Here is a 19,715-nt window from a genome sequence, read left to right as displayed (position 1 = left end):
AGGTAGCCGCCAACCCCACCTTAAGTCGCCCCACCCTCCGAAAGGACGGTGGGGCGATCGGCGTTTTAAGAAGGACCGGGGGAGAGGGTTAGGGTGGGTTGCCGGAAAGGGTTCTTAGGTTTATAAGTATTTAACAAAACAAATTGCAGATAAAATAAGAAGGGAGAGCCTATTTAATTGGGCTCTCCCTTCTTATTTTATGTTTAGGTCTTTTGTTTTCTTTAGAAAAGGGTTACCCCGGTGTAAGTAAAAGGAGTGATTTGGTTCAATTCTACTTTAAGAGCATCTGTCACATCAAGGGTTTGGATGAAATCCTGAATTGTCTTCTCCGTAATTTTTTCATTGGTTCTGGTAAGGCCTTTCAAAGCTTCGTAAGGCGCTGGGTACCCTTCTCTTCTAAGTACCGTCTGGATCGCTTCTGCCACTACTGCCCAGTTTTCTTCCAGGTGTTCATTCAACGCTTCTTTATTTAACTGAAGTTTTCCAATACCTTTCTCCAAGGATTTAAGCGCCAGGAAAGAATGAGAAATTGGGACGCCTATATTCCTTAAAACTGTAGAATCTGTTAGGTCTCTTTGAAGTCTTGAAATTGGTAACTTTTCAGAAAGATAGCCAAATAGCGCATTTGCCATTCCTAAATTTCCTTCTGCATTTTCAAAGTCAATTGGGTTTACCTTATGAGGCATGGCAGACGAACCGATTTCTCCTTCTTTAATTTTCTGCTTGAAATAACCCATGGAGATGTATTGCCAGATATCTCGGGAGAAATCTATTAGAATGGTATTGATCCGTTTGATGGTATCAAAGAGGGCGGCCAAATGATCGTAATGCTCAATCTGTGTAGTTACTTGGCTTCTTTTAAGGTGTAACTTCTCCTGTAAGAACTTATTTCCGAAATCAACCCAATCGGTGGACGGATAGGCTACAAAGTGAGCATTGAAGTTTCCTGTGGCCCCTCCGAATTTACCAGCATAAGGTATTTGATGGAGCAATAGGAGTTGCTGCTCTAAACGTTCTACAAATACCTGTATTTCTTTACCCAATCTAGTGGGGGAGGCGGGTTGACCGTGTGTATGGGCGAGCATGGGAATTTCTTTCCATTCGTTAGCAAGCAATCTTAAAGTCTCTAGAACTTGGTTTAATAGAGGAAGGTATTCTTTATTGATGGCTTCTTGCAAGGAAACCGGGATAGCGGTGTTGTTGATGTCCTGCGAGGTAAGCCCGAAATGCACAAACTCCTTTGTTTCGCCTATTCCCAAGTCCTCCAATTTTTCTTTCAGGAAGTACTCAACCGCTTTTACATCATGGTTTGTGATCTTCTCGGTTTCTTTGATCTTTTGAGCATCTTCCAATGGAAAGTCTTCATATATTTTCCGCATGGCGGTAAAAAGATTGTGGTCAATTCCTGTTAACTGCGGAAGCGGAAGTTCACAAAGGGAAATAAAGTATTCTACTTCCACTAAGAGACGATATCGTATAAGAGCAAATTCAGAAAAGTAGTTAGCAAGTTGTGCTACCTGGCTACGGTACCGGCCATCTATAGGAGAGATAGCAGTAAGTGCATTTAAATTCATAGGTACAGATTTTGCCCAAAGATAGGAAGGAAGATCAGAACCTCTAAGTGCATGAACTTAAACACTTCCCTTAATTGTTTCTTTACATAAACCTTGTACTTGGTGCAGCGTATTTATCGCGTTGCACTAATTGGCATTTTAAGGTATCGGGTATTACGTTACTTTTGTAAGTTGGAGCAATACTTGTTAAGGTTCCAGATATAAACTAACTATAAAGACACCTTGTCAAAATTCACAGATTTTTTCGTCAGGAACAAAAAGAAGTTCTTGATTGGAACGGGGGTGTTTGCCTCTATACTTATCATCGGCTTTGTGGTTTTCCTGGTTAACCGCGAAAGGATTCTGCAGTTTGCGGTAGCCAAAGTCATCAAGAAAGTTGAGAATAAGTATCCGGCTAAGCTTCAGATTGGAAATGCCCAGTTCCTGGATTTTAATACCGTGTTGGTAACAGATATTGGGTTGTTGCCTATCGGTCAGCCCAAGCTCATGCAAATTGATACCGTAGAGGCCACGGTAAGCTTCCGTTCTCTTTTCCTAGGTAGAATGGTGTTCAAACAATTCGATGTTGCCAACGGGGAGATAACCGCCTTTAAGCAGGATAGCGTTGACAACTTCTCCTTCCTTTATAAAAAGAAATCTACCGGCGCTACCGTAGACTCTACCGCTAAGCGCTCAAATTACGGAACGTTGTTAAACCGTCTAATAGAGACGGCGTTTGAAAACGTGCCCGATGGCGTGAACTTCAGAAACCTGGGAGTCCTTTTCCAAAACGATGGACGTACCATCAACATGAAATTGCCCACTTTGCTGGTGGAAGACGGGGAGATCGATGCCAGGATGACCATCACCACCGAGTCGGTTACCAATACTATGTTCGTTAAGGGGCTGATTGATCCAGACAAGTACCTGCTTTCTGCTAAATTCTTCGGTGATAATCAGTCGGGTAGTATTGAAGTGCCTTACATTCAGCAGAAGTTCGGTGCCACCATGCGGTTTGATACCTTAAGCCTCAGCATCACCGACAAAGTCTACAAGAATAATCAATTGACCATCAAAGGCGAGTCGAGTGCTCATGGATTGATTTTGAACCACCCCAAGATAGCGGATGAGAACGTGACCGTGCAGAATGGGGCTATGAAGTATGTCATGACGTTGGGCGACCATTACTATGCGCTGGAACCAGAGTCTGAAGTAAGAATCAACAAAGCCATCTTCTACCCGCAGGTGACCTATGAAACCGTTCCGAAGCGTAAGATTGGCATCAAGATAGATTCACCCGATATTCCGGCCAATGATTTGTTTGCTTCCCTGCCTCCCGGGTTGTTCGATACGTTTCAAGGCGTAAAGGCTACGGGTACGTTCAAGTACCGCCTGAACTTCTTTGTTGACATGGCGCGGGTAGACAGTCTGCAATTTGACTCTGATTTAGATGCAAGAGACTTCCAGATCACTGATTTCGGGCAGAACGATCTGCGCAAACTGAACCAGGAATTCACGCATACCGTGTATGAAAAAGGCAAAGTAGTAAGAACCTTCCAGGTAGGACCTTCTAACCCCAATTTCACACCGTACAACCAAATTCCTAACCACCTAAAGTATTCCATCTTAACCGCCGAAGACCCCCGGTTCCTGACGCACAAGGGCTTCCATGAGGGAGCTTTCCGGCACTCACTGATTACCAACATCAAGGAGAATTCTTTTGTACGGGGTGGAAGTACGGTTTCCATGCAGTTAGTGAAAAACGCCTTCTTAACCCGCAAAAAAACTATTACCCGTAAGGTGGAGGAGGCTCTTATTGTTTGGATCATAGAAAACCTGAACCTTACCTCTAAGGAGCGGATGTTTGAGGTCTACCTGAACATCATTGAGTGGGGGCCCAACGTGTACGGGATTAAAGAGGCGGCCCGGTTTTACTTTTCAAAAGAACCAAGTCAACTTACCCTGGAGGAAAGTCTGTTCCTTGCCAGTATTGTCCCCAAGCCAAAGCAGTACAGGACGTATTTCGATGCTTACGGCGGATTACGTGCTTATCCTCGCTACTTCTTCAAGTTGATCAGCGGGAACATGCTCAAACGCGGCTTGATCTCTCCTTCGCAGGCAGCCAACGTCTCCACGTATGTGAACCTAAGCGGCAGGGCAGGAAGTTTTATCATCCCGAAACCAGATACTACCCAGGTGCAGATGATGGATACCCTTCAACTCGCTCCTATAGATCTCCTGGATTTCTAAACCAAACTAGTATCAAAAGGAAAGGCTCCGTTTCATGTTGAAGCGGAGCCTTTCCTTTTGTATTAGATGTATAACTTGCCTCTATCCTGCATCTGTTTTATAGGTGTTTTCCTTAAAATGACCTTAAAACAAAGACTGGGTTTACCTTGAAATACAGGCAGAGAGGTAAGTTAAACTTCTTCCTCTGGTTCCTGCATCGGAACAACCGGGCCTTCTTTCTTAGGGAACACCAGGGAGAGAATCACCGAGGTGGTGAGAATAAAGGCAACTACTCCCAAAGCAACTACCATGTTCAAGTGGTAAACATCAGAAAGGATAAGCTTCAATCCGATAAACACCAGAATCAGAGACAAACCATAGTGCAGGTAGTGGAACAGCTGCATTATTCCGGCCAAAGCAAAGTACAGCGCCCGTAAGCCCAGCAGCGCGAATACATTGGACGTGTAGACAATAAACGGGTCTTTGGAGATAGCCAGGATAGCCGGGATGGAGTCTGCCGCGAAAACGATATCGGTGGTTTCCACCATGATGAGCACCAGGAACAGCGGCGTGGCGAAAAGGGTCTTGTCCAGTCTCACAAAGAAGTTTCCTTCATAGTGCCGTTTGGTTACGGGCATGTACCGGCTCACGAATTTAATTACCGGGTTCGCCTCTGGGTCAATATCCTCTTCTCCGGAAGATGTCGCCATTTTGATACCCGTAAACACCAGGAAAGCCCCTAGAATGTAGATGATGAAGTGGAATTTGGCCAGCAAGGCAACACCTACCAAAATAAAGACTGCCCTAAAAAACAAAGCTCCTAACACACCCCAGAACAGGATCTTGTGCTGGTATTTCTGGGGTACCTGAAAAAAGTTGAAGATAAGGATGAACACAAAGAGGTTGTCCACGCTCAATGATTTCTCAATGAGGTAAGCCGTCAAGAATTCCAGGGCGGGACCGCTGCCTTTCCAGTAGTAAATTCCAACATTGAAGGCTAAGGAAAGGGCAATCCAAAAGGCACTCCAGAGCAGCGCCTCCTTTATTTTAACCACATGGGTTTTCCGGTGGAATACGAAGAGATCCAGTGCCAGCAAAAGCAGCACAAACGCGTTGAACGCAACCCAAAAGACGATATTTGTTTCCAATGCGATAAAGAAAATTAATGGAGGCTACTACCTTTTGAAATGCAGTCGTTTCACTGCAAACACAGAGTACGGGCCCAATTAAGAAAATGAAAGATACACGGAAACAACCGCAAAACCATGAGATGGTTGGAAGACCCTCCTGTTTTGGAGCTGTTTTCGGAAATAGAGGTGCTAAACAGGAGCCTGCGCTTAGCGCCGAAATTGCCGGAAATAGCTGCCTATTTTCATTTGGATCACCCCCAGAAACGCTTCCTGAATGATGCCCTTGCTCATCTTGGATTGGCCCTTGGTCCTGTCTGTGAAGATGATGGGCACCTCTTTTATCTTGAACCCATACTTATAGGTCAGGAACTTCATCTCAATCTGAAATGCATACCCAATGAAGCGGATTTTGTCCAGGTTGATGGTTTCCAGAATCTGCCGGTGGTAGCATTTGAAACCCGCGGTGGCGTCATGGATGGGCATACCCGTGATCAGGCGCACGTAACGGCTTGCAAAATAGGAGAGAAGCACCCGGCTCATGGGCCAGTTCACCACGTTCACCCCGCTGCTGTACCGACTCCCGATGGCCATGTCATACCCTTCTACCGCGCAGGTATTGTAAAGGCTCATAAGGTCTTTGGGGTTATGGGAGAAATCGGCGTCCATCTCAAAGATGTACTGGTAACCGGCTTTCAGGGCGTATTTAAATCCGTGAATATAAGCAGTGCCTAAGCCAAGTTTACCTTTGCGCTGCTCCAGCAGAAGCCGGTCTGGAAATTCAGTTTGCAGGCGCATTACCGCCTCAGCAGTACCGTCTGGGGAATTATCGTCTACAATCAGGAGATCAAAAGGATGGGGCAGTGAAAGAACCTTTCGGATAATAGCTTCAATGTTTTCAATTTCGTTGTAGGTCGGGATGACCACTACAGACTCTTTCATCCCCCAAATATAACCTATAAGGCTTTATTGGAGGGAGGGGCGTTGAGAAAATATTTTCTGGGCAAGATGTTTCGCATACCGTACGCAGTCTGGGATGGAAGGCCCGGCCACCCAATTGGTGCAGGAATAGAGGTGGTCTTCCTCCATCATCTGGGCCAGTTGGTGCACATCAGTGATGAACATGTCTGCCTGGGGCAGCGCGGCTGGCCAGCGGTGAAGGTGTTGGAAAACAGGCAAATTCGCAGAGATGTCATAGTTCTGAGTGAGTTCTTCATGCACCCGTAACAGGATCTCGGCAGCGGGCAGGTGTGAGAACTCAGAGGACTGGCTACCGCCCACAAAAGAAGAAAACAAAACCTCGTCATCGGGGCAGATGCGGGGGAAGAGGGCACTGCTCCAAACGGTACCACAACTGAAAGGCTGTTCTTTCCGGGGATGCATGGCTCCAAATCCATCCAAAGGGAACCCGATGGCGTGCTTTCGGTATGCGGTATGGACTACGGTCAACGGAGCATAAGAGACGTTGTGCAGAGCTGCCGCCAAACCGGGAGTGGTATAGTCCAGCAACTCGGCGGCGGCATGGGCCGGCAGGGCGATAACCACGGCATCGAACTCCTCATCGGCGAGGCCTTCCACATCATGCTGAATGCTTAACAGGTATTTGCCTTTGGCCCTATGGATCATCTCAACCTTGTGGTCTACGTGCAGGGAGACCAGTTTAGAGGCAATGGCTTCGGGCAATGACTGTAAGCCTTTCAGAAGGGAGATAAGGGTTTTACTGGGCTTGTCATTCTGCAGAAGGTCCAGTCCTTTTAGCACCGATCCATGGGTTCTCTCCATCTCCTTAAGGGCCGGAAAGGTTTTTTCCAGCAGCAGCTTATCGGGGTCTCCGCCGTAAATCCCTGCCACCATCGGCTGCACCAGATAATCTACTACCTCCTGGCCAAATCGGCGTTTAAAGAAGTTGCTGATGGTTTCCTCGGGTACTTCCTGTGGGGGAAGTTTGTATTCCTGCGTGATCTTCAGTTTGGTGCGCCAGTGGAAGAAAGAATCCAAAAGGAGCCGGCGCGGGGAGGAGGGAAGGCAATAGTACTCCCCGTCCTTCCTGATGTACCGGTCCTGGGTTTTGGTAGCCGGCCTGATGACCTCATCTTCCAGTTTCAGTTCCTGCAGCAGTTCCTGCAGTTCTTCGTTTAGTTGCAAGGAATGGGGGCCCAGCTCCAGTTGGTAAGCCCCCTGCTGCACGCTTTTGATGACACCCCCCACCTGAGGCTCGCTTTCGAAAAGGTCATAGCGCACCCCTAGCTTCTGCAGATAATACGCCAAAGCCAAGCCTGATATTCCTGCGCCAATGATTGCTACTCGCATGTAGGGATGAAGTGGGTTGTCCCTAACGTACGCAAGAGAGGCCAACACGTTTTATATTCATTTAATACAAATTGGAGCAAAATCAATTTTCCCTGTCAAAAGGCGCGTAGGTTCTCTTATTTTTGCCTCATGGAGAGAACAAAAGTTGGCGAGAAAAGGAAAGCCGTTTTCCTGGACCGTGACGGAGTACTGAACGTAGAAAGAGGAGATTACACCTGGCGCACCCAGGATTTTGACGTATGCCCAGGCGTGCCTGAAGCCCTAGTCCTGCTCAAACAACACCATTACCTGCTGATTGTGGTGACCAACCAGGCGGGCATTACCAAAGGCCTTTACACCAAAGCAGATGTGATGGCCTGTCATGCCAAACTGCAGGATGCCTGCGGCCAACTCATAGATGACCTGTACATGGCTCCCGGACATCCGTCGGTTTCTGAGTCTCTCCTGCGCAAGCCCGACAGCCTCATGCTGGAACGAGCCATCGCAAAATATAACCTGGACCCTGCCGCCTGTTGGCTGGTAGGGGACCAACCCCGAGATGTTAAAGCTGCCGGCAAATGCGGAGTACCGGCAGTTCTGGTAGGGCCGCATCCCTCAGGCACCCATCCATTCCAAAAGAAAGATTTATTGGAGGCGGCGCAGTGGATTGTTTCCCAGGCCGAGGTCTAAACGGGATAGAAATTCTGATTAAACCAATCCAACGCTGGCTTTATGCCTGGCTTCAGAAAATTAAGGTTAAAACTGTACACTTGTTCCGAGTGCGTAATCGGGTAAAAAAAAATCCTGTTTCTGGGCCTTTTTAGGAAAGAGGCCCAGAAACAGGATTTGAGATGGCCTAAAATGAGTTGGGGCAAACAGGTGCAAATGGAATATAAAAGGAAAGCCCCGAAAGAGAATCTACCGGGGCTCCAAAAGAGGTATCTTGATCAGAAGAACGTTATCCGTTCACTCTGTTGTTTACCGGAGCTTTGGCAACAGTTTTAGCCATTACTTTTTGCTCCACCGAGCGATCAGATTTTTGTGAATAGGCAGGGCAAGTAGATGACTTGCAGGATGCAAAGCCCAACACACAGATTGAAGCGAATAAGAAAAGGTTCTTCATATTATTAGTTATACAACATATAAGGTATTCTACTTCAAAACTACGGTTTTTGTTTAGGATTATTACCCTTTCGGCGAAATATTTCTTAATCCTTATATCCTAGTATTTGTAGCATGGATTCTACATTCTGCTCCTCGGCAAAAACCCACGACTTCAGGGTGCCATCTTCCTCACGGTCAATGATAACGTGTTTAGGTGACGGAATGAGGCAATGCTTGATTCCGCCGTATCCGCTGAGGCTTTCCTGGTAGGCTCCCGTGTGGAAGAAACCAATATACTGCGGCTCTGGCTGCTCTTTCTGAATCTTTGGCAAAAACACCTGGAATGAGTGCATCTCGGAGTTATAGTAATCCTGGCTGTCGCAGGTAAGGCCGCCTATGTTCAGGCGCTGATAATCTTTGTCCCAGTTGTTGAGGGCAAACAGAATGTAGCGCTGGTTCAGGGCCCAAGTGTCTGGCAGGTTGGTGATGAACGAGCCATCAATCATGTACCATAACTCTTTGTCATTCTGGAGTTTGGTGTCCAGAATAGAGTACACGTGCGCGCCGCTTTCCCCCACGGTATAGATCCCGAACTCAGTGAAGATGTTGGGCTCCGGCACGCCTTCCTCGCGGCAGATGCGTTGGATGGTGCGCAGGATCTCCTCAATCATGTACCGGTAATTGTAATCGAATTGGATAGAGGTTTTGATAGGGAACCCGCCGCCAATATCAATCGTGTCTAGGTCTGGGCACAGCTTCTTCATTTCACAATATTTGTGCACGAAGCGGCTTAGCTCAGACCAGTAGTAAGAGGTATCCTTGATGCCCGTATTGATGAAATAGTGAAGCATCTTCAGCTTGAACTTAGGGTTGTCCGCTATTTTGGTTTTATAGAGGTCCACCACATCGTTGTAGTTGATGCCCAGGCGCGAGGTATAGAACTGGAACTTAGGCTCCTCGTCAGAGGCCAACCGTATCCCAATCTGGCATGGTCCGGTAACAAACTCCTCGTAATGGTCAATCTCGCCCAAATGGTCTAAAACCGGGGTAACGTTCTTAAAGCCGTCGTTGATCATGGAGGTGATATGGTCACGGTACAGCTCGCGCTTGAAACCGTTGCACACCACAAACACGTCTTTGCTTACCTTGCCTTTTTCATATAACGCCCTGATAATAGGCATGTCAAAAGAAGACGAAGTCTCAATGTGGATGTCGTTTTTCAAGGCCTCTTCCAGCACAAAAGAGAAGTGCGAAGACTTGGTGCAGTAGCAGTACGTGTAGGTTCCCTGGTAGTTCAGCTTCTCCATGGACTCCTTGAAAAGAATCTTTGCCTTCTGGATCTGGGAAGAGATCTTGGGCAAATACGTGAGGCGCAACGGCGTACCGTATTGCTTCACTAAGTCCATCATGGGGATGCCGTTGAAAAAGAGTTCGTTATTATGTACGGTGAATTCCTCGGTGGGAAAATCAAAGGTTTGGTGTATGAGGTCTGTGTATTTATCCATTATAATGTAAAGGGGTATCCAGTGCGGATAGCGTGCGAAATTGCTTGTATTTTACCATCTTTGCAAAAACTAGTTTCCGTTTTGCATGAAAAAAATCAGACTAATAGAAGTGAAATCTGAGCTAGGAGCGGGAACACGCGGAGCTAGTTTAGGGATTGATGCCCTTAAGATCGCGTGTCTGAACAAGCAGTCAGATTATTTCAAGCGGTTCACGGCAGTAGAGGTGCCCAATCTCAACGATGTGCTTTTTGAAAAGAATCTGTTCCCGCACGCCAAATATATTGACAGTGTGCTGCAGACCTACAAACGTATCAGTAACACTGTTGAACAAACATTAGAGCTGGGAATGTTCCCGCTGCTACTAGCCGGCGACCATTCTAACGCCGGCGGAACCATTGCTGGTATAAAAGCCGCTTTCCCAGACAAAACCCTGGGCGTGATCTGGGTAGATGCCCACGCCGATATCCACTCGCCGTACACTACGCCCTCCGGGAACATGCACGGTATGCCCTTGGCTGCCTCTTTGTCTGAGGACAACCTGGAGTGTAAAGTCAACGAGCCAGACCCTGAGACCGTTTTCTTTTGGGAGGCGCTCAAGAAAGTGGGCACAGACCAGCCCAAGATCAAACACCAGCACATCGTCTACATTGTGACCCGCAGCTATGAAAAGCCCGAGGTGTACCTGTTTGACAAGCACAACATCAAAAATTTCACTTATCCAGAGGTAATCGCCAAAGGCATTGAGCAGGTTGCTGAAGAGGCCCTGAACCGCCTTCGGGACTGTGACCTAATCTATGTTTCTTTTGACGTAGACAGCTTGGATTCCAAGTTCTCCAAAGGAACCGGTACCCCGGTGGAGGTGGGGTTGAATGTGGCCCAGGCCAAAGAACTGTGCTACCACCTGGTGAGCCACCCCAAGGTTATTTGCTTTGAGATGGTGGAGATAAACCCTACGTTGGACGCAGAGAATACCATGGCGCAAAACGCCTTCGAAATTTTAGAACATACCACAGACGCTATTCAGAATCGGTTGGCCAAAGAGGCCCAAACGGTGTCGCTTGCTTAATTGACAGATGAAACAACTTGAGACCCAGATTGCCCAGGCCCTGAGCCAGGCCTTACAAGATACCTTCCAACATCCGCTTCCCGCAGAGCAAATCAACTTACAGCCTACCCGAAAGGAGTTCGCCGGCACATTTACCTTCGTTACCTTCCCGCTCACCAAGGCGTTGGGCAAAGGGCCAGAGCAGATAGGGCAGGCCCTTGGCGAGTCCCTGGCCCAGAAAGCCCCACAGGTGGCAGGCTATAACGTAGTCAAAGGCTTCCTGAACATCGAGATCAAGGACAGCGTGTGGCTGCAACAGTTCTCCGAGCAGGTGGCCGGTTTAGGAGCCGATTTAGCGGAAACAGGCCCAAAACAGAAAGTGGTGGTAGAATATTCCTCTCCCAACACGAACAAGCCGTTGCACTTGGGCCATTTGCGGAACAACTTTCTGGGCTACTCCGTGGCCGAGATCCTGAAAGCCGCCGGCTATGATGTGGTGAAAGCCAACCTGGTGAACGACCGCGGCATCCACATCTGTAAGTCCATGATTGCTTATGAGAAATTCGGGCAGGGCGAAACACCCCAAAGCTCGGGCATCAAAGGCGATCACTTGGTGGGCAAGTACTACGTGGAGTTTGACAAAGCTTACAAGCAAGAGATTGACCAACTGGTAGCCCAGGGCGTTGACAAGGAGCAAGCCAAAAAACAGGCTCCGTTGATGCTTGAAACCCAGGAAATGCTCCAGAAATGGGAACAGCACGATCCTGCCACCATTGCCCTGTGGGAAAAGATGAACGGCTGGGTGTACGAAGGCTTCACTGCCACCTACCAGAACATCGGGGTTGATTTTGATAAGTTCTACTATGAGTCCGGGACGTACCTGCTGGGCAAAGACCGGGTGGAGGAAGGCCTGGAGAAAGGCGTTTTCTTTAAGAAACCCGATGGCTCCGTTTGGATTGACCTCACCGAGGAAGGCCTGGACGAGAAACTAGTCCTCCGCGCCGACGGAACCTCGGTGTATATCACCCAAGACCTCGGCACCGCTGAACTCAAGTACCAGGATTTCCACTATGACCAGTCTGTGTACGTGGTGGCCGATGAGCAGAACTACCATTTCCAGGTGCTTAAAGCCATCCTGAAGAAACTGCAGAAACCGTATGCCAATGGCATCTATCACTTGTCTTACGGCATGGTAGACCTTCCCAGTGGCAAGATGAAGTCCCGCGAGGGAACGGTGGTAGACGCCGATGAACTGGTGCAGGAGATGATTGATACCGCCCGCCAGAAAACTGATGAACTGGGCAAGATTGAGGGCTTCTCTCCAGAGGAGGCGCAGAAACTATACCACACCCTGGCTATGGGCGCGCTCAAATACTTCCTCCTGAAAGTAGATCCCAAGAAACGGATGCTCTTCAACCCCGAGGAGTCCATCGATTTCAAAGGCAACACCGGTCCGTTCATTCAATACACGCACGCGCGCATCGCGGCAATCCAACGGAAAGCGAACGAACTCGGCATTGCATCCGAGGCCCAGGCTTTTGCGGGTGTCGCCACGCTGCACGAGACTGAGCGCGAGGTTTTAGTGCTCCTAAACTACGCAGATTCCATTATTGACGAGGCTGCCCGCAATTATGCCCCATCTATCATCGCGCAGTATGCGTTTGACGTAGCCAAGGCCTACAACCGTTTCTACACCGAGGTTCCTATTTTCCAGGAGACCGATGCCCAGGTGTTGAGTTTCAGAATTGCTTTGTCTGCTCAGGTGGCCAAAGCCCTGAAGAAAGTAATGGGCTTGTTAGGGATCTCCGTACCAGAAAGAATGTAATAAGGAGCCGAAGAGGAATTCTTAAAAGGCCTCCGAATCTTTTATATTCCCGTTGCCGAGAAGGCTGCTTTTGCCGGAAAAAACGTATACAAACCTGGTGCGAGAATTTGCGGTAAGGCAACCGGCCCTGGGAACTAGGAAGTGTGGTAGGTGGGAGGAACTGTTTTGAGGCTATTTTCCTAAAAAGGCCATTGAAACGGTTTTAACCAGACAGCGAAGCCCCTGCCAGAACATATTAAAGTAAAATTGGTTAACGACATTATAACGAACCAACCTTATGCTACAGCTTGTATCTCTATTCTCGTTATCCCTGATGGTGGCTTGCTCTTCGCCGGCCGCCACTTCGCAGGAGAAACCAACCTCAACCACTATGAATACAGCCACCGCTTCCTCTATCTATGACATTCCGCTAAAAACAATCGACGGAAAAGACACCAGCCTGAAGCAGTTCAAGGGCAAGAAGGTTCTCATCGTGAACGTGGCCTCAGAGTGTGGGTACACACCGCAGTACGCAGATCTGGAGAAACTCCACAAACTGCACGGGGACAAAGTGGTGGTGCTAGGTTTCCCGGCCAATGATTTCGGCGGGCAGGAAAAAGGTACCAACGAAGAAATAGCCCAGTTCTGTCAGAAAAACTTCGGGGTGACGTTCCCGCTGTTCCAGAAAGCCTCGGTGGTAGGAACTGAACAGCAGCCGCTGTACAAATGGCTGACCAGCAAAGAAACCAACGGCAGTAACGCCAGTGCGCCCACCTGGAACTTCTGCAAGTACCTCATCAGCGAAGACGGGAAAGTCCTTAAATTCTATCCTTCCAAAGTATCTCCCCTGAGCGAGGAGTTACTGCGTGACATCAACAGCTAAGCGTTTTTAAGTGGATTTGGTAAAAACGGGACCTAAACGGCCTTCCGCGGGTACGTGGGTTTCTGCTTTCAGATTAAGGACTTTGCCATTGGCTTTGTCCTGCATTGGCATGGGCGGTTTTCTGGCTGCCGCAGATCATCTTTCGCGGTGGCCCGTGCTGCTGCTTTGCGTATTGACCACGCTCTTTCTCCAGATTCTCTCAAACCTGGCCAACGACTACGGTGATACGAAACACGGTGCCGACAGCCAGTACCGCGAAGGTCCGCAACGAGCCGTTCAGGCCGGGCAGATCTCGCCAAGCCAGATGCGAGCGGCTATCATTGTGTTCAGCCTTTTGGCGCTTGTCTCTGGGGTAGCACTACTTTGGATTGCCTTGGGCACCTCGGGGCTGTACCTGTTCCTGTTTTTCCTGCTGCTAGGTGTGGGGGCCATCTGGGCAGCCATTGGTTACACAAACGGAAGCAAACCCTATGGCTACGCCGGATTAGGCGATCTTTCGGTTTTCTTCTTTTTCGGGTGGGTAGGAGTGTTGGGTACCTACTTTCTGCAGACCGAGCGGGTATTCTCTGAATTGCTGTTGCCAGCCTCAAGCCTGGGTTTTTTCTCGGCAGCGGTTTTGAACGTGAACAACATCCGGGACATGAAGTCAGATGAACTGGCCGGAAAACGGTCGGTGCCGGTTCGGTTGGGGGCTTTGCGGGCGCGCAACTATCATTGGATTCTCTTGCTGGCCGGTATTGCCTGTACGGTTATTTTCGTTTGGGTACGGGAGAATGCTACGCTTTGGCCCTGGCTTTTCCTAGGGGCGTCGCCGTTGCTGCTGTACAACGGCCGCGAGGTGAAACGCCGCCAGACACCTACGCAACTGGATCCGCTTCTCAAGCAGATGGCTTTGGCTACTTTGTGCTTTGTGGTCTTGCTGGGGATTGGCCTGCTGCTGGATCGTTAAAAGTATATTCCTCGCAAAAAGAAACTCCCCTGTTTTAAGGACCTTTTTAGAAAAGAAGCCTTAAAACAGAGGAGTTTTTTATTCAACTAATGATTTATTCCGCTGAGGAAGTAGAAGCCGCCTGTGGCGTTTGTCCACCGCTTTCTGCGGTTTTCAAAGGGGCAGGTTTCTTGCGGCGCTTTTTCTTGCGCTTTATTTCCTCTCCTTCCGCACGTGGTGGCTGAGGCTGGCCTTCAGTTCTGGGTGGACGGGGAGCAGTGCCTTCGGTGGTAGTTCCGGCAGGTTTTTCACCGCGTGGTTTTCCTTCTCTTCTCCGGTTGTTGTCACGGGGTCCGCTTCCTTCTTTCCGGCGTCCTTCGGGCCGGCTTCCCTCGCTTCTGCCGCCTCTTCCGGCCGGTGCTCCACCTCTTCCGCGGTTGTTGCGCTTGCTGTTGCCTACGGGATCAAACGCCGGGCCTTCACCAACACCTTCTGGTAAGGGCAATTTTGGGAGTTCCCGCTCAATCAGTTTCTCTATCTTCACCAAGCGCTCCTGGTCTTGCTCGTTTACGAAGGTAATGGCAGTACCAGAGGTCTCGGCCCGGGCAGTACGGCCGATGCGGTGCACATAATCCTCGGCGTCCTGGGGGACATCGAAGTTCACTACGTGGCTGATGCCTTCTACGTCAATCCCGCGGGACATTACATCGGTGGCTACCAGTACCTGCAGTTGCTTGTTCCGGAAGCGCTGTAAGGTGGCTTCGCGTTCATCTTGGGTACGGTCAGAGCTGATGCCCTCGGCCTCAAAGCCCATTTTCTGCAAGGAGCGCACAATCTCGTTTACCGCGTTCTTGCGGGAAGTGAACAGGATCATGGTCTGAATCTGGGCATCTTTCAGGATGTGCTGCAACACACGCAGTTTCTGGTTGTCATACACCAGGTAAATGCGTTGGTCAATGTTGGCGGCCGGCTTGGAAATAGACAAACTTATTTCCTCCGGCTCCTGCAGGATCTGCTTTGCAAAGGTTCGGATTTTGGGAGGCATGGTGGCTGAGAACATCAGCGTTTGGCGCTCTTTAGGAAGGGTGGAGATGATTTTCATCAGGTCATCCATAAAGCCCATGTCCAGCATTTTGTCAGCCTCGTCCAGAATCAGGTATTTAAGCTGGTCCAGCTTCACGTAACCCATCTGCATGTGGGCAATAAGACGGCCCGGGGTGGCTACAATGATATCGGCGCCGCTGGTGAGGGCTTTCTTTTGCTGGTCCCAGTTCTGGGCATTGTTCCCCCCGTAAATGGCAATAGAGGTGGCACCGGTGAAATAGCTGAGGCCTTCCACCTGGTCATCTATCTGTTTGGCCAGTTCACGGGTAGGTACCAAGATAAGGGTGCTGGTGAAATCATATCTCGCCTCGGTAATTTTGCTGAGGGTAGGCACCAGAAATGCGGCTGTTTTACCGGTTCCTGTCTGGGCGCAGGCAATTAAATCCTTTGACTCTAATATATGCGGGATGGCCTGTGCCTGGATAGGGGTAGCCTGTTTGTAACCCATGGACCGAATACCTTCCAGTAAGTCGGACTGCAGGTTGAAATCATCAAATGTAACACTCATTGTTCTGTATCTTCTTGTAAGCCAGCGAGCGAATGAAGCTGGCACTTCTATAAGTACTGTAAAGATAACCTTTTCTCTTGATTGGTTTCAGTTAGTTTCTGGTTTCCTCACTCAAAAAGCTCCCTTAAAGACATACTTCTATATACCTATTTAGGTGTATATAAATTGCACTATATATAATTTATAGGTAAAACTTTTTTGGGAAAGGAATGGTAAGAATACAATACTTATAAATAGGTAATTGAAGCTAAATAGCCCTATTTTACCTGTTTTGGGCATCATTTTTAATTTTTAATTGTAAAATATAAAGAACCTATTTGTAATATTTTTCTAAAATACAATTGCGTGAAACCGCAAGTAAAGCCCCCCGTTAAAGCGTGTATAGAAAGAAATTGAAGATAACTAAGTTGCTAACCTTAAAACGAACTATGAAGCTAACCCTACTTTCCTCTCCTGTAAAATCAGATTAAGCTACTGCAACTCATTTATTGGTTGCAATAATTGCTTAAAATTTTTATACCCTGCCTTAGGAAATTAAGGCGCACGGGATAATTACGTCTTCTCAAAATCCAACATCACTCTTATTTTCTCCTATCATGAAAAAAATTATACTTTCATGGGCTAGCACCCTATTGCTTATACTTTTCGGGTTCATTAGTCAGGCCCAGGCACAATGTGCGGGCTCCGCAGAATGCTTTGACTTTAAACTGGTGAGTGCCGCTTCAGTGAACGCCTCCACCACCCGCCTGACCTTCTCGGTAAAGGTAAACTGCAACAAAGACCTGAGCAACGTAGCTTTCGAGTTGCCTGCCGGAGTGAAAGCCTCTTCCCCTAAAGGCCAGAAATACAACTACACGGTTGAGAACACCACCAACAATCCTTTCTACTCGGTAAAGTTCGAGGGGAAAGGCATCAATGGCTACAAGAACGGAGCTGAGGATGTATTCACCTACGATCTGCCTACTGCCTCTTTCAGTAAGATGACTTCCATGCGCATCCAGGCAAAGGCCGGCCAGAATGTTGGTACTTTCTCCTTCAATCCTAAAAACTGCGCGCCTGGCGGAAACTCAGGAGGTGGTGACAATGGTGGCGGAAACCCTGGCGGTGGAAACACCGGAGGGGGAGACTGCAGCGACTCTCAGCCAAGACCTATCATCGGAGATCAGCATCCTTGCGCCGGTGACATCGTTACTTATTGCATCGAAAATGATCGTAACTATACTTCCTTTGTTTGGGATGTGCCAAGAGCCCACGCTGGTGAGCCACCGGTAGGCTGGGAGATCATCTCAGGTCAGGGTACAAAATGTGTGACCGTAAGAGTTGGTCAGAAAAGCGGTACCATGAAAGTGAAAGTGAACGATCCTATTTGCGGTACCAAAGTAGCCACACTGCCGGTAAAACCAGGTAAAAGCTTTGAAGTAACCATCGCCGGTCCTGTTTCTATCTGTGTGAAGCAACCCCAAACCTACACTGCTTCTGTAAAGAAAAACAACGGTAATGGCAACGGCAATGGTAATGCAAAAGGCGAGTTCATCTTCAACTGGACCGTTCCTGCAGACTGGACCATCCAAAGCGGACAAGGCACTGACAAAATTGTAGTGATCCCGGGTTCAACAGACGGAGAAGTGAATGTGTATGTTAGCGACAACGCAAAGGTAAGTGGAAACGGAAACAACGGAAACGGAGTAGGCGGTTACAAAAAAGGATACTGCGGTACTGCTTCAGATGGCTTAGAAGTAATAACCAAAGAAGACTGCGGTACATCTTCAACTTGCCCTACCTTTAAAGTAGATATCACCGGCCAGTCTCTTTTCTGCAAAGGCGATGTGCTTACTTTCGATGCAGTGGTTGCAGGCGCTGGAAATGTGAAAACCAAAGGGGGAGCCGGAACCAGTACCTGGAGCAAGAACAACAACAGCAGCGATATTGAATATGCCTACCAGTGGGCCGTACCAACCGGATGGGAAGTAGTATCTGGCCAGGGAACAAGCCAATTGATTGTGAAAGCAGGAACTGCCGCCGGTAACGTAGGAGTGAATGTTACTGCCAAGAAAAAGAAAGACCCTAAATTCTGCGGAACCGGAACCGATACCCAGCCAGTAACTGTAAACCCAGTTTGCGGCCAGTGCCCTAAACCAGAGTTAGCAGTAGACGGTCCTTCTGAAGTGTGCCACAGTACTAATGACCTGTACACTTTCAGAGTGAAAAATGTAAAAACAGGCGTAAAATACCACTTCTACCTGCCAGAAGAATTCACAGTAGTAGAAAGCGGAAACGGCTATGTGAAGGTAGATGTGAATTCAGCGAAGTATGACACCACACTATATGTAACAGTAGTCGCCATCAATGCTTCTAACTGCGGTGCCGAGGCGGTTTGCCTGTCAGTTAATGTGAAAGACTGCGGAACTACTCCTCCTTGCGAGAAACCAACAGTTGCCCTGGTTGCCCCAGACACCATCTGTAACCTAGCCGATGAGCCTACCACCATCAGAGTAGCGCAACCACAGGAAGGCGTGACGTACTCCTTCAACGTACCAGAAGGATTCATTGTCCTGGAAGAAGGTGCTGATTACGTGACAGTAGTAGCGGTGTTTGAGGAAGAGCAATTAGGTCAGCCACAAACCATTACCGTAACCGCCACAAACGAATGTGGTACAGCAACAGCCCAGGAAGTTATCATTGTAGCAGACTGCGGCTTGGGTAACCCACTACCAGTATCGCTTACCAAGTTTGAAGGTGCATCACGTGGCGGAGCAGTAACCCTGGCTTGGACCACTGTCTCTGAGATCAACAACGACCGCTTCGAGGTTGAGCGCAGCGCTAACGGAAAAGACTTCGTGATGGTAGGTCAGGTAAAAGGATCAGGTAACTCTTCGGCCACCGTAGACTACACCTACACAGACCGCACCGCTGCCGCAGGAACCGTGTATTACCGCCTGAAGCAAGTTGACTTTGACAACTCAACTGAGTACTCAAAAGTGATTGCCGTAAGCCACGCTGCTACCGCAAACAACAACGCCGGAATAAGCGTGTACCCTAACCCGGTAACTGACAGACAAGTGAACGTGCGCTTCCAGGAGCCAGTAAACGGAAAAGCTTCCATTCGTCTAGTAGACATGAGCGGCAGAGTGTTACACACCCAGGATGTAAACAGCGTTGCCTCTGAGGTGCCGGTGAACCTGACCAACCTGAACCTGAAAGCGGGTGTTTACCTGATCACAGTAAATGTAAACGGTCAGAGCACCACCCAGCGAATCATGGTTCGCTAATTAAGAGAGTTTGATAGGATGCAGGCAGGCAGTAACCTTTGGTTGCTGCCTGCTTTTTTTATGTCTTTTTGGGTAAGTGGCAAATCCTGAAGCCCAGCAGAAAATTTCAATTCGTTTTGTGGGCAAGAGGGATGCTTAAGGTAGGAGGTAAGGCAGAGATTGAATTGTGAGGTGGGAGCAAAGGAGTGTCTAGAACTGGTAGAGATTTTTATATGATGAATAAGGATGTATAAACACTGATCTTCTTATTGGATGTATTTAAGAGCTGAAGAAGTAATTTCATGTAGGAGCAAGGATACAGACAGTATTAGTTGAGTGATATATTTGGAAAAAAGAATAGTGGTGAAAAAGTAGTGTTTTGGTTAAA

The 19,715-nt window shown here is 48.4% G+C and carries 13 protein-coding genes; 7 read left to right on the top strand and 6 right to left on the bottom strand.

Annotated elements, in window-relative coordinates; genetic code table 11:
- Window positions 1-221: 221 nt before the first annotated feature.
- Entirely contained in the window at window positions 222-1,574 is a 1,353-nt protein-coding gene (gene purB / locus EFB08_RS07940; RefSeq protein ID WP_123126396.1) for an adenylosuccinate lyase, read from the bottom strand.
- A gap of 222 nt (window positions 1,575-1,796) precedes the next feature.
- On the opposite strand from purB, the gene EFB08_RS07935 reads away from it, so the two are divergent.
- Window positions 1,797-3,803 (top strand): biosynthetic peptidoglycan transglycosylase, encoded by a 2,007-nt coding sequence (locus EFB08_RS07935; RefSeq protein WP_123126395.1) that lies wholly within the window; start codon window positions 1,797-1,799, stop codon window positions 3,801-3,803.
- Window positions 3,804-3,973: 170 nt separating this feature from the next.
- On the opposite strand, the gene EFB08_RS07930 is transcribed toward EFB08_RS07935, so the two are convergent.
- From EFB08_RS07930 to hemG, 3 genes are all read right to left on the bottom strand, one after another.
- A complete protein-coding gene (locus tag EFB08_RS07930; RefSeq protein ID WP_123126394.1) occupies window positions 3,974-4,930 on the bottom strand; it encodes a TerC family protein in 957 nt (318 codons plus the stop codon).
- 189 nt (window positions 4,931-5,119) lie between these two features.
- Window positions 5,120-5,851, bottom strand: a complete 732-nt coding sequence (locus tag EFB08_RS07925) for a polyprenol monophosphomannose synthase (RefSeq protein WP_123126393.1) — start codon at window positions 5,849-5,851, stop codon at window positions 5,120-5,122.
- Between the two features lie 24 nt (window positions 5,852-5,875).
- Window positions 5,876-7,219, bottom strand: coding sequence for a protoporphyrinogen oxidase (hemG, locus tag EFB08_RS07920; protein ID WP_123126392.1), 1,344 nt, complete (start codon window positions 7,217-7,219; stop codon window positions 5,876-5,878).
- A 129-nt stretch (window positions 7,220-7,348) separates the two neighbouring features.
- Between hemG and EFB08_RS07915 the strand changes: the two genes are divergently transcribed.
- Window positions 7,349-7,888: a D-glycero-alpha-D-manno-heptose-1,7-bisphosphate 7-phosphatase gene (locus EFB08_RS07915; RefSeq protein WP_123126391.1), complete on the top strand. Its 540-nt coding sequence runs from the start codon at window positions 7,349-7,351 to the stop codon at window positions 7,886-7,888.
- A 518-nt stretch (window positions 7,889-8,406) separates the two neighbouring features.
- Here the strand turns inward: EFB08_RS07915 and EFB08_RS07910 are convergent.
- Window positions 8,407-9,807, bottom strand: coding sequence for a type III PLP-dependent enzyme domain-containing protein (locus EFB08_RS07910; RefSeq protein WP_123126390.1), 1,401 nt, complete (start codon window positions 9,805-9,807; stop codon window positions 8,407-8,409).
- Between the two features lie 85 nt (window positions 9,808-9,892).
- Between EFB08_RS07910 and EFB08_RS07905 the strand changes: the two genes are divergently transcribed.
- The 4 genes from EFB08_RS07905 to EFB08_RS07890 all read left to right on the top strand — a co-directional run bounded on the left by EFB08_RS07905 (window position 9,893) and on the right by EFB08_RS07890 (window position 14,488).
- Window positions 9,893-10,873 (top strand): arginase, encoded by a 981-nt coding sequence (locus EFB08_RS07905; RefSeq protein WP_123126389.1) that lies wholly within the window; start codon window positions 9,893-9,895, stop codon window positions 10,871-10,873.
- Window positions 10,874-10,880: 7 nt separating this feature from the next.
- A complete protein-coding gene (gene argS, locus EFB08_RS07900; RefSeq protein WP_123126388.1) occupies window positions 10,881-12,677 on the top strand; it encodes an arginine--tRNA ligase in 1,797 nt (598 codons plus the stop codon).
- 277 nt (window positions 12,678-12,954) lie between these two features.
- Entirely contained in the window at window positions 12,955-13,539 is a 585-nt protein-coding gene (locus tag EFB08_RS07895) for a glutathione peroxidase (protein WP_123126387.1), read from the top strand.
- Window positions 13,540-13,549: 10 nt separating this feature from the next.
- Complete coding sequence (locus EFB08_RS07890; protein ID WP_227006256.1) at window positions 13,550-14,488, top strand: 1,4-dihydroxy-2-naphthoate polyprenyltransferase; 939 nt, start codon at window positions 13,550-13,552, stop codon at window positions 14,486-14,488.
- Window positions 14,489-14,582: 94 nt separating this feature from the next.
- Here the strand turns inward: EFB08_RS07890 and EFB08_RS07885 are convergent, their stop codons facing one another.
- Entirely contained in the window at window positions 14,583-16,079 is a 1,497-nt protein-coding gene (locus EFB08_RS07885) for a DEAD/DEAH box helicase (protein WP_227006255.1), read from the bottom strand.
- Window positions 16,080-16,675: 596 nt separating this feature from the next.
- Here EFB08_RS07885 and EFB08_RS07880 point away from each other — a divergent pair.
- Window positions 16,676-19,348: a T9SS type A sorting domain-containing protein gene (locus EFB08_RS07880; RefSeq protein WP_123126386.1), complete on the top strand. Its 2,673-nt coding sequence runs from the start codon at window positions 16,676-16,678 to the stop codon at window positions 19,346-19,348.
- The last annotated feature ends 367 nt before the right edge of the window (window positions 19,349-19,715 follow it).

The organism is Rufibacter latericius, from assembly GCF_003721515.1.
GTDB lineage: Bacteria > Bacteroidota > Bacteroidia > Cytophagales > Hymenobacteraceae > Nibribacter > Nibribacter latericius.
Note: the sequence above shows the minus strand (reverse complement) of the source record. Positions and strands in the feature narration are given on the sequence as shown.